Origin of the sequence: Hafnia paralvei ATCC 29927 (assembly GCF_001655005.1) — a bacterium.
Taxonomy (GTDB): Bacteria; Pseudomonadota; Gammaproteobacteria; order Enterobacterales; family Enterobacteriaceae; genus Hafnia; species Hafnia paralvei.
On record NZ_LXET01000041.1, the window covers coordinates 48,672 to 64,904 of the forward strand.

The following is a 16,233-nucleotide window of genomic DNA, read 5'->3' on the forward strand; positions in this document are numbered from 1 at the left end:
ATTTACGGGATTATACCTGTATTCCTTGAGGCTATGCCAGATTGTAGAGGTGTTTATCGACGCTGCCACCAGATGGTTCTCAATGCCGGATGCGGTTGCACGGAGGTAAAGCCTGTAATCAAGAGCTCACAGGCGCGCCGCATGTGGCGGTGTGGTTTACAGCGACGTTTTCAGGGCTGATATTAGGAAACTGACCGGTTCATCCGGCGGAACATCCTGACGCAGGATGATGTGTAAAGGCGTGACACGGTGGGTGCCGTGGCTGAGGGGCAATGGTTTCAGTATGCCTGCCGCCAATTGTTGGTGAATATAGGCCTGCGGCAGCCAGCCATATCCAAGACCGGCCACGACAGCGCCTGCCGCCGCATCCAGAGTGGAGAAATCCCAGTTGTGGCTATCCCCTGAGGCCGTTTTACCGCCATCTGCTATTTGTACCCGTGGCCAATTGCCGAGTAGTGCTTCGGTCAACGTGCCGGATACCGACAGCAGCGGATGATCGCGATGTGCCACGGCAATAAAATCCACGTTCATTAGCCACTCTCCCCGGCCGGTAATATTTTGCCGGTCGGTCACGATCATCACGTCAGCATCGTCCACTGCGGGCATGGTGGGGAACATGCTCTCTGTGACTTCCGTTAGCCTCACCCGAATATGCGGCCAGCGTTGTTGGAATTGTTGCAGAGCAGAGAATAGGCGCTCCCGAGGATAGATAACGTCCACCACCAAATTAAGCTGCGATCGCATCCCTTCTTGCAGAGTCGCTGCCTGAGCCTCCACATAACTAAATGTTTTCAGGAGTGGGCGTACTTGGCGCAGCAGCGTGACCCCGGTTGGGGTTAATACAGTACGGCGCCCTTCTGGAACCAACAGCGTCACGCCCAGTAGCGTCTGGAGTTGCGCGAGATTATAGCTAATAGAAGACTGGCTTCGGTGTAGCGTATCGGCGGCACGTGCAAAGCTTCCGGTGGTGAAGACACAATCCAGAATTGCCCATTGTTCCAACGTGGTTCTATTCATAATGATTCACTTATTAGATTAATATCATCATAAATTAGCGCTATTCATCAAAATATTAAAGCATTAGACTAATTTTATCGAACAGAGGAGACCTGAAATGAGCAACTTTGATAAACATGATTTAAGCGGTTTTGTCGGTAAACATCTGGTGTACACCTACGATAACGGCTGGAACTACGAAATTTATGTCAAAAATGAACAAACCTTGGACTACCGTATTCACAGCGGTTTGGTAGGGAATCGTTGGGTCAAAGATCAGCGGGCTTATATTGTCCGCGTGGGTAAGGATATTTACAAAATATCCTGGACGGAGCCAACCGGGACGGATGTGAGCTTAATTGTCAACCTGGGGGATAAACTCTTCCATGGCACTATTTTCTTCCCACGTTGGGTGATGAATAACCCCGAAAAAACGGTTTGTTTCCAGAATGACCATATTCCGCTGATGAATCAGTACCGTGATACTGGTCCGGCTTATCCGACGGAGGTTATTGATGAATTTGCCACCATCACCTTTATTCGTGACTGCGGTGCGAATAATGATGATGTGATTGCCTGCGCGGCGAGTGAATTGCCGGAGAATTTTCCAGATAATCTGCGTTAAATAACAACCCGTTAAATTTAAAAGAAACCGTCGTAGTGAGCGGTTTCTTTTGTTTTGCTACTAAACCGGAACGTTGCCATTCAACCGCAAGTTTGAGCACCGTTATTCCTACTAGCGGTACGGTGGATTGACTGTGCTATCCTCCCGTTTAATTTGTCAGGAGGGAAACAATGCATATAGACACCAAACTTAGACTAGCGTCTCTTTTCTACCTCATCGTTGCATATGCCATCGCCCTGCCATTGATGGCTCTTTTTACAGATCTGGTGATAACCGGCAGCATTATTGATATATGGAGGGGTTCATACTCATTTGCAGAACTGCTAAGCTTCCGTAAAATTCTTTTCCTAAAATTCGCCGGATTAGGTGCTGTTCTTGGCTTTTTCTACTGGCTATTTTTCTATAGAAAATACAGACATCACGACCCGCTGGACAAATATTTTAAATAATCACTGGCACTGTGTGCTGGTCTAATCCTGCATTAAATATGGGGCTTTTTGAACTGCCATAATTACGACTATGGTATTGGCCAGAGATACGCCCCCACGCTTCGCTCCATGGCCAGTAGAAACTGGCAACTATCTTAAGGATCTGGCAAGCAACAAAATCGATTAAAGCCAGTAACTCTTTCTATAGAAAGAGGAGTAAATTAATTGCTTAAATACTAGTAACCCGCGGCTTTATTAGCAGCCTTTATACGTTTGTTTCTTGCATCCTGTTCTTGTTTATCTGTAGCTTGCATTATCCCGCTGGCAGCATCTACCCAATCATTTGCAGTACAACCTGATAATCCCATGCCCAGCATAAGTGCAAACACATACTTCATTTTAGCTCCATCATCTCATGCTTGTATCAATAACGTCCGCGTAATACTCAATATATTCAACGCTTAGTAATAACTTTAACTAAGAATGGCATCATGGGCAAGATGAGGTTTTCAACGCAGGCTATATAATCACAAGCGATAATTTAGAGCTTAATTAATCTTATTTATTTGATACCCTATCGGAATTGAGTAAAAAGCGGTCGCACTAGGCTCCCGTTGACATATTTAGTATTTACCCGATTATATGTGCTTAATAATCGCGCTACTAAACCATTGACATTTCAGCAGCTTAGCTGCCTTCTAGCTGACATTCGAAGTCATAGGTGTACTTTTTAGTACGGGCGGTAATTATCTGCACCCGCGTGGTTTACACTGAGGGGATCACGATGGTTCGGTGGCCTGCTGGTGATTTTGGTGTTAGCCAGTCGGACGCGTTAAGGGCGGCATGGCCGTAATATAATGCTCAAGTCATAATGTAAGGATTAAAGATGGAAATAAGCTGGAAGGCATTGCGGGGCAGCAGCCTTAGCGCACGGCAGCTGCATGATATTCTGGCACTGCGCATCGCGGTTTTTGTCGTGGAGCAGACGTGCCCTTTTCAGGATATTGACGGACAGGATCTGCCTGAGAGTACCCTCCACGTTGCTGGCTACAGCAACGAAAAGCTTGTCGCCTACGCCAGGGTGCTGCATGTGGATGACTCTCCGGATGCGGCTAAAATCACGCGGGTGATTGTTGATGATACATTCAGGGGGCAGAGGCTGGGCGCCAGGCTAATGGAAGAAACGATGTCCCTTATCCACGATCATGCGCCACGCAAGGCGATAAAGCTCTCGGCGCAGTCTCACCTCGTCAGATTCTATGAAGGATTCGGGTTTAAAACAGCGTCCAGTGAATATCTGGATGACGGCATCCCCCATAAGGACATGGTGTATACGGACGCCTGAGTCTTACCGCGCCTGACGGCTCGACGTCGCCTACTGGCGCTGTACTGACTGGCAAGGATTTTTGATAAACAAGAGACAGCAGAAGCGTTGCAGCCAAGATACTGGCAATGACGGCCGCACAGATACCGGCGTGCTTCCGTTCACGCGGCTGGACTCTCGGTACAGCCCCGTCCGTTACTGCAAGTAGGCGGCAGGGATAATGAGAAAGTGATTGTATCAGCGGATTCAGAACGCAGGAAAGCAGCGCCCTTGTTAACGTACAGACCTGCTTACTGAGGTTTCAACGGCTTTTTAGATTAAAAATCTGGTCAGACCCGCTACGCGCGAGTTTTTTCGCGTGTCGACAGGAAACAACGGGGCATTAACAGCCCCGTTTACATTTGCATTATTACATGTGCTTAATAATCGCGTCACCAAACTCTGAACATTTCAGCAGTTTAGCGCCTTCTAGCTGACGTTCGAAGTCATAGGTCACGGTCTTGGCTGCGATCGCGCCTTCCATGCCTTTAACAATCAGGTCAGCCGCTTCGAACCATTCCATGTGACGCAGCATCATCTCTGCAGAGAGGATGATTGAACCAGGGTTCACTTTGTCCTGACCCGCATACTTAGGTGCTGTGCCGTGGGTCGCTTCGAACAACGCGCATTCGTCACCGATGTTTGCCCCTGGTGCGATACCGATACCACCAACCTGTGCCGCTAAGGCATCGGAGATATAGTCGCCGTTCAGGTTCATACACGCGATAACGTCGTACTCCGCTGGGCGGAGCAGGATCTGTTGCAGGAACGCATCAGCAATAACGTCTTTAACAATGATGTCTTTGCCCGTTTTCGGGTTCTTGATTTTTACCCATGGGCCGCCATCGATCAGCTCACCGCCGAACTCTTCACGCGCCAACTGGTATCCCCAGTCTTTAAATGCGCCTTCGGTGAACTTCATGATGTTGCCTTTATGAACCAGCGTCAGAGAATCACGGTCGTTGGTAATCGCATACTCGATTGCCGCTCGAACCAGACGCTTAGTGCCCTCTTCAGAGCAAGGTTTAATGCCGATGCCGCAGTGCTCTGGGAAGCGAATTTTTTTCACGCCCATTTCATCACGCAGGAACTTGATCACTTTATCGGCTTCGGCGCTGTCAGCCTTCCATTCGATACCAGCATAGATGTCTTCCGAGTTTTCACGGAAGATGACCATGTCGGTCAGCTCTGGCTGCTTAACTGGGCTTGGCGTGCCCTGATAGTAACGCACTGGACGCAGACAGATGTACAGATCGAGCTGCTGGCGCAATGCCACGTTAAGAGAGCGAATGCCGCCGCCAACAGGAGTGGTTAGAGGGCCTTTGATCGCTACACGGTAATCACGAATCAGATCCAGCGTTTCTTCTGGTAACCATACGTCTTTGCCATAAACCTGAGTCGATTTCTCGCCGGTGTAGATTTCCATCCAAGAGATTTTGCGTTCGCCTTTGTAGGCTTTGTTAACGGCCGCGTCGACCACTTTGATCATCGCAGGAGTAACGTCAACACCGATACCGTCACCTTCAATGAACGGAATCACCGGGTTATGCGGAACAACCAGTTTCCCCTGAGCATCAACCGTAATTTTCTTACCTTCAGCCGGAACAACAACTTTGCTTTCCATTAACCTCTCCTTCAGCGCAAGTACTTAGTAAAGTTCGCTACCCATAAACCTGAGTCTATTGTTTTTTGTACGGTAACTGCTTGATTTAGCTAAGGCGTAAATTGTAAAAAATGCCGCCTTTTGTTAATGCAATGTAAGATACCTGTCAATATTACTTGAAATATTGTCCGTAGCCAATCGGAATACGATTTCAGTTATAATGTTTCTACCATTCGTCATGATGAATACTATGTCAAAATTCCCTGTTAGAAATCACAAAGTTAACCGATTCAGCACTCGTTCTGCTGCGGCGGTTAAGCGCCCTCGCGGGCCACGAAAGGTGGTTATATTCAATAAGCCTTTTGATGTTCTACCACAGTTCACCGATGAGGCTGGACGCTCCACTTTGAAAGACTTTATCCCTTTAACTGACGTATATGCCGCTGGTCGACTCGATCGCGACAGCGAAGGCCTATTGGTGTTAACCAACGATGGTAAGTTGCAGGCCCAACTCACCCAGCCAGGTCAGAAAACAGGGAAAGTCTATTATGTTCAGGTGGAAGGCGTGCCAGATGACGCTGCTTTGGCACAGTTCCGCCAAGGACTTGAACTGAAAGATGGCATGACGCTGCCCGCCGGTATAGAAATCGTTGCTGAGCCAGAATGGCTATGGCCACGTAATCCCCCGATCCGCGAACGGAAATCAATTCCTACCGCATGGATAAAAGTTATACTGTTCGAAGGACGTAACCGACAAGTGCGCCGAATGACCGCACACATCGGTTTCCCTACATTACGCCTAATCCGGTATTCGATGGGCGACTACACTCTGGACAATCTGGCTAACGGAGAATGGCGGGAGATGCCGGCGTAGTTCTGTGCACGACAAAATATTGTCACGCCATGCGACTGCTGAAGGTTAACTTTCTCCATAATACCGCGGGTGATTTTGGCCTTCGCGTTTGTCATGGAAGATAAAGATATGTATCAACGCACTCTCGTTGCAATAGTGTTATGCGGCATATCGTCACTCTGTTTTGCCCAGACGGATTGTGACGCTATCGCCGGAATGGCCGCCGGAGAAGCGAGCTATCGCTATGACTCTGCTCAGGTGAAAACAAGCGATACTCGTCTACACTTTTACTCTGCCCCCGCTTCTGGCTGCCAACTTCCTGCATTTTTAGTGCACGGCAATACGGTAGAAATACTCAGGGGCTCAGTACGGTATACCGAATCGGGAGGCATAGACGACGCATCAAAGCGACCGTTTTACTATGTCCGCTATCGTGATACCAAAGGCGTATTTGCCACTGGTTGGATCACCGCCGCAGGCTTAGCACCGCTAGCAAATCCATTGCCTGTGCCCCCTACATGCCAAAAGTGGGCGAATGGCGCGATGCCGACGCGGAAAAGCACGGCTCCCGCGTCAGATAATCATTACCAAATACAGGGAAGCGAGCGGGCGTGGTTCTACTCAATGCCAAATGAGCAGTGCCGTAGCAATACCGTTTTCTTAGTTGAGGGCGACACGATTGCCACACAGGAGCAATCCGACGATGATTTTGTCGAATCCGTTTATTACACCGCCGATCATCGTATCGTACGAGGTTGGCTGAAAAAATCGCGCCTGCAGCCACTCAACAGCGGCGATAGTTATCGCGACGATATCAACCCTTTATCGACGGATAAAGCATCACGGGTAATCACGCTGGCATTGCGTAACGACTATCAATGTACTTTCTATGAAAGCTGGAACGACGAAAAAAACATCCAAATCAAGGTTCGCGAAGACCATCAGTCTGACCAATGCCGCGGCGCTGGCGATCCAGAAACATCGCCTGCCGTGGCTTATATTGATATTAATAAGCAGAGCGGAAAAATCACCTGGCCAGACTTATTTGATGACACTGAGGAATAAAGGAACAATATGCTAAAACCACACGTTACCGTCGCCTGCGTGGTGCAATCGCAAGATCGTTTTTTGATTGTGGAAGAAACCGTCCACGGCAAACCTACATGGAATCAGCCAGCTGGCCATCTGGAAGCCGATGAAACACTGCTAGAGGCAGCCGTACGTGAATTGTGGGAGGAAACGGGAGTTCGTGCTCAACCTCAGCACCTACTGCAAATGTATCAGTGGATAGCTCCCGATAATACGCCATTTTTACGTTTTACCTTTGCCATCGATTTACCCGAGCAGCCCGAGACTCAGCCGCAAGACGACGATATTGATCGTTGCCTATGGCTCACCGCTGATGAAATTATTCATAGCGATCGGCTACGCTCGCCTTTGGTACGCGAAAGCATTTTGCGTTATCAGCGTCCAGAGCGCTATCCGCTGGAAATTCTAGCGACTTTTGGCTGGCAATCTAAACCGCCCGTCACGACTATCTAGTCTCTCCCAGATAAACTCGGCGGGCTATTGTCCACCATCGTCAATAACTCCACCGAGTTCTCCTTCGCATCGTCAGCGTTGACAAAACTATTTTAAAAATAGTTTCGTTTTCTTGCATCCAATCCAGTATCTCATCCGTATATGAGTATGTGAGGCACAGAGCCTGACTTTTCTCCTACTCATAAGGAACACATCATGAAAATGTTTACCCGTACTCTACTCTGCACTTCCCTGCTGGTATGTGGCGCATCTGCATTGGCACAAAACATGAATGAAGCCTCCATGATGTCGGGAGGAACCACGATGGTTGGCGGCGCAGCCATGTACCCGCAAAAAAATATCGTTGAAAATGCGTTGAACTCCAAAGATCACACAACCTTAGTGGCCGCAGTCAAAGCCAGTGGTTTGGTTGATACGCTGCAAGGAAAAGGTCCATTCACCGTATTTGCACCGACTAACGCCGCTTTTGCCGCGCTACCAGCGGGTACCGTCGAAACTCTGTTGAAACCGGAGAATAAAGCCAAACTGGTTGCGATACTCACTTATCATGTTGTCCCCGGCGCACTGGATATGAAATCGCTCGAGAAAAAGATCCACGCAGGCCACGGCCAAACGATGTTAAAAACGGTGAACGGTCAGGAAATTTGGTTAATGCAAAACGGCCCTCACAATATCCAGATCAAAGATGCCAATGGTGGAGTTGCGAATATCAGCACCTACGATGTTCAGCAGAAGAACGGGGTGATTGATGTGATTGATAAGGTGCTTCTTCCTAAATAAAACCGTCACGCAGAAACTTGAGTCTATACTTTGCAACAGGCTTCTCTGCGCAAGGTTTGACCATGAATAGTGACGATATTGAGAATCTAACACGGCTCATTCAGGAGGCTGCTCGGGGCAATCGAGCGGCCTTTGAAGAGCTCTATCGTCAGACGTCGCCGCGTCTTTATTCAGTTGCCCTGCAAATCCTCAAAAACGCAGCTTGGGCGCAAGATATTCTGCAAGAAAGCTTTATCACTATTTGGCACAAAGCCGCTAGCTATCAGCCTGGTCTAAGCAGTCCGCAGACATGGCTAACACATATCGTGCGCAACCGTGCCATTGACGGTCTGCGTACAGGTAACGCACGCTATGAAATCACCGGTGACGACGAGTTAGATACGCTGGTAAGCAGCGCGTTTGTTAACGACGATCCGCTGCAACATATCCATGACGGGGTACAGAATCTGCGATTGAAACAGTGCCTCTCCGGATTACCTTCAGACCAGCAGCAAACGGTGGTTCTAGCCTACTATCAAGGCATGTCGCATGCTGAGGTTTCCGAATTTCTCCGCCAACCGTTAGGCACCATTAAAAGCTGGATACGGCGAGGGCTAGAGCAGCTAAAAGGATGCTTAGGACTATGATTCCACGTAGCGAACATCTGGATCATCTCGCTGGGGAATATGTGATTGGCACCCTACGGGGTTCAGCACGCACTCGCTTTGAGCAATGGCTAGCGCAAGATCCCGAGCTGCAAATACGCGTACTGCGTTGGCAAAATGGCCTAGCGCCTTTGGATGAATTGTACCGCCCGATCCAGCCACCTGCACATGTTTGGCAAAATATCAGTAAACGGTTAGATATTGAAAGTGACAACGTCACTAGCATTCAATCACACTGGCTGAAACGCCACGGCTGGATTGGCGTCACTGCATTAGCTGCTGCATGTCTTTTGCTCGTATTGCTACCGAGAACGCTGGTGAAACCATCCACCCCGCCCGCCGAAGTCGCGGTACTCGCCGCTCAAGACAACGGTATGCGTTGGTTGGTGAGTCTCAATCCCAATAGCCACGCTTTGACCTTGATGCCACCACGCGGTCTAAATATTCCAAGCAATCGCAGTTTAGAACTTTGGGCAATTCCCCAAGGCGGCAAACCTATTTCGATGGGTATTATCAGCAACTCAGCGTTGAGTGCGGTGTCCGCTTTAGGCAAACCTATCATTAACGGCAGCTTACTCGCGATTAGCTTAGAGCCACGCGGCGGTTCACCTACCGGCCAACCGACCGGCAAAGTACTGTTTAGCGGCAGTATTCAGCTGTAATAATGCTGACAGGCAAGGATGCCTAATTTCGCGAGCCGCCCCTGTTAGACCAGTCGTCTAGAAAATAAGGTATGGAGCTTTTTCCATGCCCTGCTTTCGTGCTAAAATCCGCCCCTTAAATTTGTGTTCCACTCAGACTGTGAGAGTCTCATGTCAGATAACAGCCAGAAAAAAGTGATCGTCGGGATGTCCGGCGGCGTTGATTCCTCCGTATCCGCCTATCTATTACAACAACAGGGATATCAGGTTGCTGGCCTGTTCATGAAGAACTGGGAAGAAGACGACAACGAAGAATACTGCTCTGCGGCAACCGATTTAGCAGATGCTCAAGCAGTATGTGACAAGCTGGGTATCGAGCTGCATACCGTCAATTTTGCGGCCGAATACTGGGATAATGTCTTTGAACTGTTTTTGGCAGAATACAAAGCGGGTCGCACACCAAATCCAGATATCCTGTGCAACAAAGAGATCAAATTTAAAGCATTTCTTGAGTTTGCCGCCGAGGATTTAGGCGCAGATTACATCGCCACCGGCCACTATGTTCGCCGTCGAGATATCGATGGCACGACACAATTACTGCGTGGAGTTGACACCAATAAAGACCAAAGTTATTTCCTTTATACCTTGAGCCATGAGCAGGTGGCACAAAGCCTGTTCCCTGTTGGGGAGTTGGAAAAGCCAGAAGTCCGCAAAATTGCAGAACAACTGGACCTAGCTACGGCGAAGAAAAAGGACTCCACCGGAATTTGCTTCATCGGTGAACGCAAGTTCCGTGATTTCCTTGGTCGCTATTTGCCCGCGCAGCCGGGCAAAATCATGACCGTCGACGGTGAAGAGATCGGCCAACATCAGGGGCTGATGTATCACACGCTCGGTCAGCGTAAAGGATTAGGTATCGGTGGTACTAAAGATGGCGGCGAAGATCCATGGTACGTGGTGGAAAAAGATCTGGAAAATAATGTTCTGCTAGTCGCTCAAGGCCACGATCATCCAAGTCTCTATTCTCAGGGTTTGATTGCTCAGCAATTGCACTGGGTCGATCGTAAAACCGTGACCGAACCATTCCGCTGTGTGGTGAAAACGCGTTATCGCCAACCGGACATTGCCTGTACCGTCACCCCTATTGATGACGAGCGCATTGAAGTCCGCTTCGACGAACCTGTTGCGGCCGTCACACCGGGGCAATCAGCCGTATTCTATATTGACGAAGTGTGCCTTGGTGGCGGCGTGATAGAACAGCGCATCATCGACTAAAATTCAGCCTACCCCCACGCACAGGAGAGCAAAATAAGCTCTCCTGTTTGCTTATTGACAGAATTCAGACATTTATCCACGTACCCTTTCTAAAATTGCGGTTGAAACTCACGTGCTAGACTGAGAATATTCTGACTAATACTAATCAGAGATAAACGATGAATCCGCTACAGTCGCTTGATGTTCTCTATATAAATGCCTGTGTCACTTATGCTTCGCTGTCTGTGACCTATTTTGTGCTAAGCAAACAGAATGCATTAAGCGCGACGTCGTCATTAAGCCGCAGGATTTTGTTCGGTCTGGTGGCGGGATTGATTTCACTCTATCTGACGCGCAGCAAGATGTATTTTACGTCCGAAGTGTATTACAGCTTTGAGATCGTACCTATGCTGCTGGTCACCTTCTTTGGTGGAGGCATTGCGGGTATCACCGCATGGTTTGTAAACTTTGCCACGACCGGCGGTTTCGTCTTAGATAATCTTCTGCTGGCGGTAATGCTGATCCCGTTGCTACTCGCCCGCGTGTGGAAACGCAATACTTTTCGCACCTATCTCAAGACAATTATTCTTATAACCCTTTATCGCATCGTGGTTGTCTTGCCGTTTTTACATACACAAGGCAACGTCATCGATATTCTGGTTTATCAAGCCGTTTCATTTCTTTGCCTACTGGTGTGCTACCAGACCTTATCAATTAAACGCCGCAGCGTGGATGCGTTTTTTAAAGTGCGCGCCGAATCTTTACGTGACGCCATGACAAAAGTGCATAATCGACAATCATTGGAGTTACAGTTACAGGCGCTGTCCAAATCCCGGACCCCTTGCTGCTTAGTGATGATCGACATCGATAATTTCAAATTGGTGAACGATACCTACGGCCACTTGGCTGGCGATCAGGTACTGGTTGAAGTGGCTGAGCTCATGAACCTCATCACTCGTTCAAGCGACTTTATTGCCCGCTTTGGTGGTGAAGAGTTTGCGATTATTATCCACCACGACGATTTGAATCGTGCTTTCCAGATTTGTGAACGTATCCGCTTATCCATCAGCAACCGAAAATTTTTCTTATCGCATGGCCCTAAAATACATGTCACAGCATCCTTTGGGATCAGCCTCTATGATGGCAAAACGTCAACAGTAGAAGAAACTCTCAATCGAGCCGATAATGCACTGTATCAGGCAAAGCATACCGGTAAAAATAAGGTTGTTTTGGGGTAAAAACGTGCCAACACCTCTCTACGTTGAACAGAACCAAGCCAAATGACCACACTGGTGTGGATTGCCTCTGTGTTTAAGCCCTGCTTTGTGGCATGATCTGCCCTTAAATTTATACACGGGTTTTCAGACTCGTGTTAATTTTGTCCTTGCCCGCGCATACAGGAGTCTCCGTGGCGAAGAATTACTACGACATCACCTTGGCATTAGCCGGTATCTGTCAATCAGCTCGTCTGGTTCAACAGCTGGCACATGAAGGTCAATGCGATAACACCGCAATGAGAACGTCGCTAAACAGTATTCTTCAAACTAACCCGCCTTCTACGCTCGCCGTATTTGGCGATCACGAGCGCGACCTCAAGCTGGGTCTTGAAACACTGCTGAACGTGTTGAATGCTAATCGCCAGGGACCTGGCGCAGAATTGACCCGCTACTGCCTAAGTTTGATGGTGTTGGAACGCAAGCTGTTTGCCAACAATAGCGCTATGCAAACACTGTCTGAACGCATCAGCGTTTTAGACCGTCAACTCGCCCACTTTGACCTCGAGTCAGAAACCATAGTCAGCTCTCTGGCCTCGATCTATGTGGATGTCGTTAGCCCTTTAGGACCACGTATTCAGGTCACAGGGTCGCCAACCATCCTGCAAAATCCGCTGATTCAAGCCAAAGTGCGCGCTGCACTGCTGGCGGGGATCCGTTCAGGTATTCTGTGGCAACAGGTCGGCGGTGGCCGTTTACAGCTGATGTTTTCACGTAATCGCCTGTTCCAGATGGCACAAAATTTACTCACGCATTGCTAGTTCCGGTGGTATTCCACCGGACGTTTTATCGATTTGATTATCCACCTCAATCCCTCAGGAGTTGCTACCGATGGAATTATCCTCTCTGACCGCAGTGTCACCGATTGACGGCCGCTATGGCGATAAAGTCACCGCGCTACGTCCGATTTTCAGTGAATATGGTCTGCTGAAGTTCCGTGTGCAGGTAGAAGTACGCTGGCTGCAAAAATTGGCAGCCTGTGCAGAAATTCGCGAAGTTCCGTCTTTTGACGCCGACGCAAACGCTTACCTTGATAAAATCGTTGCCGAATTCAGCGAGCAAGATGCTCAGCGCATTAAAACCATCGAACGCACTACCAACCATGACGTCAAAGCCGTCGAATACTTTTTGAAAGAGAAAGTTGCCGAAGTCCCTGCGCTGCATGCGGTATCTGAATTCATCCATTTTGCCTGCACTTCTGAAGACATTAACAACCTGTCTCATGCGCTGATGCTGAACACCGCCCGCGAAGAAGTTATCAAGCCGCAGTGGCGCAAAATTATCGACGCCATCGCCGGTCTAGCTCAGGAGTATCGCGATATTCCTCTGCTGTCTCGCACCCATGGTCAGCCAGCAACGCCGTCCACCGTCGGTAAAGAGTTTGCCAACGTGGCATACCGTATGGAGCGCCAGTTCCGCCAGTTAGAGAAAGTAGATATTCTCGGCAAAATTAACGGTGCCGTCGGCAATTATAATGCGCACCTAGTCGCCTATCCTGAAGTCAACTGGCATCAGTTCAGTGAAGAGTTTGTCACCTCACTGGGCATTCAATGGAATCCGTACACGACTCAAATCGAACCGCATGATTACATTGCTGAACTGTTCGACTGCGTAGCACGTTTCAACACCATTCTGCTCGACTTCGATCGTGACATCTGGGGCTATATCGCGCTCAGCCACTTCAAGCAGAAAACTATCGCTGGCGAAATTGGTTCGTCGACCATGCCACACAAGGTAAACCCAATCGACTTCGAAAACTCCGAAGGCAATCTGGGTCTGTCAAATGCGGTATTAGGTCACCTTGCATCTAAGCTGCCGGTTTCTCGTTGGCAGCGTGACCTTACAGACTCCACCGTCTTGCGTAATCTGGGCGTTGGCTTGGGTTATGCACTGATTGCCTATCAGTCGACGTTGAAAGGGATCAGCAAACTGGAAGTGAACCGCGATCATCTATTGGATGAACTGGATCATAACTGGGAAGTTTTGGCTGAGCCGATTCAAACCGTGATGCGCCGTTATGGTATTGAAAAGCCTTATGAGAAGCTGAAAGAGCTAACCCGTGGTAAACGCGTCGATGCAGCAGGAATGCAGGCCTTTATTGATGGTTTAGCACTACCTGATGAAGAAAAAACTCGCCTGAAAGCGATGACGCCAGCCAACTATATCGGCGAGGCTATCACTTTGGTGGATAAGCTGAAGTAGTCCCGTATCTACCTCATGCATTCACTCAAACTGCTCACTTCGGTGGGCAGTTTTTATTCAATCACACACCGTTTGTCTATCAATACCTCCCTCCTCCACGAAATCACGCTTTTTTCCTTCTGCTATCTGAAATCACGGTCTACACTGAGAATCTCATCAGTCTTAATCCATACCAATAATCCGGACGTTCAAAGCTATGAGCGCTGAAAATAGCCAGCAATTATTGAATAAATTACAGCAAGATATTGCCCAAACGGGCTCAATGCCAATTTATCTGAGATTTAATGAGTCTCTACGTGAAGCCATCGATCAAGGGATCGTGAAACCGGGAGACTTTCTCCCCAGCGAACGTGCTTTTACTGACGCATTGAAAATTTCACGAATTACCGTCCGTAAAGCGCTGGCATGTTTAGAACAGGACGACATCATCGGGCGAGGCCGAGGCTTTGGCACCATGGTGAAGAATGTGCCAACTCCGCCGCTGGCATACTCACTCGCCACCATTAAAGGATTCTCAGGCGAAGTTAATTTGCAAGGACGTATCCCCGGTTCCGTATGGCTAAAACGCGAGCGCGTTGTCGCTTCTGTTAGCGTGGCTGAAAAACTCAGTATTCCACAAAATAGCCCGGTGTTTCGCCTTGAGCGTATTCGCACCGTTGACCATAGCCCGGTTTCTGTCGCGATCTCCTACGTAGTTGAAGATGCTATTGATGACGTGGAACAAATTGGTAACTCACTGTATGACTATCTGCGCAGTCGCCGAATTCAATTTGGCAAACTCTATAGCCAAATAAGCGCCTGTTTAGCTGATAATGAACTGCGCGAGAAATTATTGATTAAAGAGCCTTCCGCGATGCTAGTGATTCGTCAAACCCTGCTCGATCACGAACTACGACCGCTGGAGTACAGCATTAACTATTGCCGTGGTGATATGTACGAATACTCTACTGAAGACTAACCGTTACGTTGTCACAAAAAAATAGCGCCATCTAAGGATAACGTGGATGGCGTTTTATTTTTCGCATCCTGCAAAGCCGCTCGCAAAATATGCTTAGCATTAGCTCATTTTGTCACACATCCTCGCGTATAACCTCGCAGATATTTATCACCAACCTCATTACACCGAGATCTTCGGCCTTATCCGTCTTACCCTGCTTTACCGCTAGATCAGCGCAAACTATTTTCCTCCATTTTAAACGTTGTGCTTGCCAAACGCACAGATTTGTATAAAATTTTATACACAAGGACGCGCACGATGCATACATCAAAAAGGACTTTCATTGCTATCACGCTGTCAGGGCTGCATATTTCTCCTGTCGTTAAACCCATTGACTGGCGGGGCTCCTCTCGCAAAACGTTAATTTCGTTTTCTGAGAGCGTAAAGAAAATCGCAGGGTTTGAGCTACATCGCGTGCAACACGGGCTGGAAGCTAGGCATTGGAAGCCAAGAAACGATTTAGGCGCTGGCGTGACTGAGATTCGTATCAACGAAGACAACAACCAGCACCGCATCATATATGTTGCTACGTTCCACGAATGCATTTATGTGCTGCACTGTTTTGTTAAAAAAACACAAAAAACATCGCAGAAAGACAATGAAATCGTGGCATTGCGCTACCAAGAAATCATCAAAGAAAGGAGTCTCAAACATGGCTGATCATATTGATGTTAAATCTCGTCACCTCACGCCAGCCGATGGGAATATTTTTACCGAGTTAGGTTTTTCTAGCGTTACAGCCACGCAATTACAGGCCGAATCTCTGGCACAAATTAGTGCAGAACTTGAGATGAAAGTCATGCTGATGGTTGAAATCACCCAGTGGATTACCACAAACAATCTCAAGCAGAGTGCCGCCGCTGAGATCTTGAATATCTCTCGTCCTAGAGTGTCAGATGTTGTTAATCAAAAGACCGATAAATTCACTATCGACTCGCTTGTCGGCATGTTAACAATGACCGGCAAGCGAGCACGATTGATTATTGAGTAGTGCTTGCTTGAGTCGTGCTTGAAGGAGACTGGGCGTAACG

19 protein-coding genes are annotated in these 16,233 nt (G+C 48.4%); 16 read left to right on the forward strand and 3 right to left on the reverse strand.

Features of this window, described 5'->3' with window-relative positions:
* Window positions 1-156 precede the first annotated feature (156 nt).
* The gene (locus M988_RS10645) at window positions 157-1,017 is read right to left on the reverse strand and encodes a LysR family transcriptional regulator (RefSeq protein ID WP_064574093.1); all 861 of its coding nucleotides are present in this window, start codon (window positions 1,015-1,017) and stop codon (window positions 157-159) included.
* A gap of 97 nt (window positions 1,018-1,114) precedes the next feature.
* Between M988_RS10645 and M988_RS10650 the strand changes: the two genes are divergently transcribed.
* Both M988_RS10650 and M988_RS10655 read left to right on the forward strand, forming a co-directional pair.
* Window positions 1,115-1,621, forward strand: a complete 507-nt coding sequence (locus M988_RS10650) for a phenolic acid decarboxylase (protein ID WP_008813370.1) — start codon at window positions 1,115-1,117, stop codon at window positions 1,619-1,621.
* A 170-nt stretch (window positions 1,622-1,791) separates the two neighbouring features.
* Window positions 1,792-2,070: a hypothetical protein gene (locus M988_RS10655; RefSeq protein ID WP_008813369.1), complete on the forward strand. Its 279-nt coding sequence runs from the start codon at window positions 1,792-1,794 to the stop codon at window positions 2,068-2,070.
* Window positions 2,071-2,285: 215 nt separating this feature from the next.
* Here the strand turns inward: M988_RS10655 and M988_RS22975 are convergent, their stop codons facing one another.
* Window positions 2,286-2,447 carry a hypothetical protein gene (locus M988_RS22975; RefSeq protein WP_167390522.1) on the reverse strand — a complete coding sequence of 54 codons (162 nt, stop codon included), beginning with the start codon at window positions 2,445-2,447 and terminating at the stop codon, window positions 2,286-2,288.
* A 488-nt stretch (window positions 2,448-2,935) separates the two neighbouring features.
* On the opposite strand from M988_RS22975, the gene M988_RS10660 reads away from it, so the two are divergent.
* Window positions 2,936-3,394 carry a GNAT family N-acetyltransferase gene (locus tag M988_RS10660; protein WP_008813367.1) on the forward strand — a complete coding sequence of 153 codons (459 nt, stop codon included), beginning with the start codon at window positions 2,936-2,938 and terminating at the stop codon, window positions 3,392-3,394.
* A 388-nt stretch (window positions 3,395-3,782) separates the two neighbouring features.
* Here M988_RS10660 and icd read toward each other — a convergent pair whose 3' ends face one another.
* On the reverse strand, window positions 3,783-5,036 hold the full coding sequence (gene icd / locus M988_RS10665) for an NADP-dependent isocitrate dehydrogenase (RefSeq protein WP_004090093.1): 1,254 nt from the start codon (window positions 5,034-5,036) through the stop codon (window positions 3,783-3,785).
* Between the two features lie 229 nt (window positions 5,037-5,265).
* On the opposite strand from icd, the gene rluE reads away from it, so the two are divergent.
* The 13 genes from rluE to M988_RS10735 all read left to right on the forward strand — a co-directional run bounded on the left by rluE (window position 5,266) and on the right by M988_RS10735 (window position 16,193).
* Window positions 5,266-5,889, forward strand: coding sequence for a 23S rRNA pseudouridine(2457) synthase RluE (rluE, locus tag M988_RS10670; protein ID WP_008813366.1), 624 nt, complete (start codon window positions 5,266-5,268; stop codon window positions 5,887-5,889).
* Window positions 5,890-5,997: 108 nt separating this feature from the next.
* On the forward strand, window positions 5,998-6,933 hold the full coding sequence (locus tag M988_RS10675) for a hypothetical protein (RefSeq protein ID WP_064574244.1): 936 nt from the start codon (window positions 5,998-6,000) through the stop codon (window positions 6,931-6,933).
* Window positions 6,934-6,942: 9 nt separating this feature from the next.
* Window positions 6,943-7,410 (forward strand): NUDIX hydrolase, encoded by a 468-nt coding sequence (locus M988_RS10680; RefSeq protein WP_039187720.1) that lies wholly within the window; start codon window positions 6,943-6,945, stop codon window positions 7,408-7,410.
* A gap of 195 nt (window positions 7,411-7,605) precedes the next feature.
* Complete coding sequence (locus M988_RS10685; RefSeq protein ID WP_064574096.1) at window positions 7,606-8,190, forward strand: fasciclin domain-containing protein; 585 nt, start codon at window positions 7,606-7,608, stop codon at window positions 8,188-8,190.
* Window positions 8,191-8,252: 62 nt separating this feature from the next.
* A complete protein-coding gene (locus M988_RS10690; RefSeq protein ID WP_008813362.1) occupies window positions 8,253-8,816 on the forward strand; it encodes an RNA polymerase sigma factor in 564 nt (187 codons plus the stop codon).
* Window positions 8,813-9,496, forward strand: coding sequence for an anti-sigma factor (locus M988_RS10695; protein WP_039187718.1), 684 nt, complete (start codon window positions 8,813-8,815; stop codon window positions 9,494-9,496). The genes M988_RS10690 and M988_RS10695 overlap by 4 nt, the downstream gene beginning before the upstream one ends.
* Before the next feature lie 150 nt (window positions 9,497-9,646).
* Window positions 9,647-10,750, forward strand: a complete 1,104-nt coding sequence (mnmA, locus tag M988_RS10700) for a tRNA 2-thiouridine(34) synthase MnmA (protein ID WP_008813360.1) — start codon at window positions 9,647-9,649, stop codon at window positions 10,748-10,750.
* A 158-nt stretch (window positions 10,751-10,908) separates the two neighbouring features.
* Window positions 10,909-11,967, forward strand: coding sequence for a GGDEF domain-containing protein (locus M988_RS10705; RefSeq protein WP_008813359.1), 1,059 nt, complete (start codon window positions 10,909-10,911; stop codon window positions 11,965-11,967).
* A 170-nt stretch (window positions 11,968-12,137) separates the two neighbouring features.
* Window positions 12,138-12,764 carry a high frequency lysogenization protein HflD gene (hflD, locus tag M988_RS10710; RefSeq protein WP_008813358.1) on the forward strand — a complete coding sequence of 209 codons (627 nt, stop codon included), beginning with the start codon at window positions 12,138-12,140 and terminating at the stop codon, window positions 12,762-12,764.
* A gap of 70 nt (window positions 12,765-12,834) precedes the next feature.
* Window positions 12,835-14,205 carry an adenylosuccinate lyase gene (gene purB / locus M988_RS10715; RefSeq protein ID WP_004090115.1) on the forward strand — a complete coding sequence of 457 codons (1,371 nt, stop codon included), beginning with the start codon at window positions 12,835-12,837 and terminating at the stop codon, window positions 14,203-14,205.
* A gap of 196 nt (window positions 14,206-14,401) precedes the next feature.
* Window positions 14,402-15,163 (forward strand): GntR family transcriptional regulator, encoded by a 762-nt coding sequence (locus M988_RS10720; RefSeq protein ID WP_008813356.1) that lies wholly within the window; start codon window positions 14,402-14,404, stop codon window positions 15,161-15,163.
* Between the two features lie 297 nt (window positions 15,164-15,460).
* The gene (locus M988_RS10730; protein ID WP_064574098.1) at window positions 15,461-15,862 is read left to right on the forward strand and encodes a type II toxin-antitoxin system RelE/ParE family toxin; all 402 of its coding nucleotides are present in this window, start codon (window positions 15,461-15,463) and stop codon (window positions 15,860-15,862) included.
* Window positions 15,855-16,193 (forward strand): helix-turn-helix domain-containing protein, encoded by a 339-nt coding sequence (locus tag M988_RS10735; protein WP_008813354.1) that lies wholly within the window; start codon window positions 15,855-15,857, stop codon window positions 16,191-16,193. Before M988_RS10730 ends, M988_RS10735 begins: the two co-directional genes overlap by 8 nt.
* Window positions 16,194-16,233: the final 40 nt, after the last annotated feature.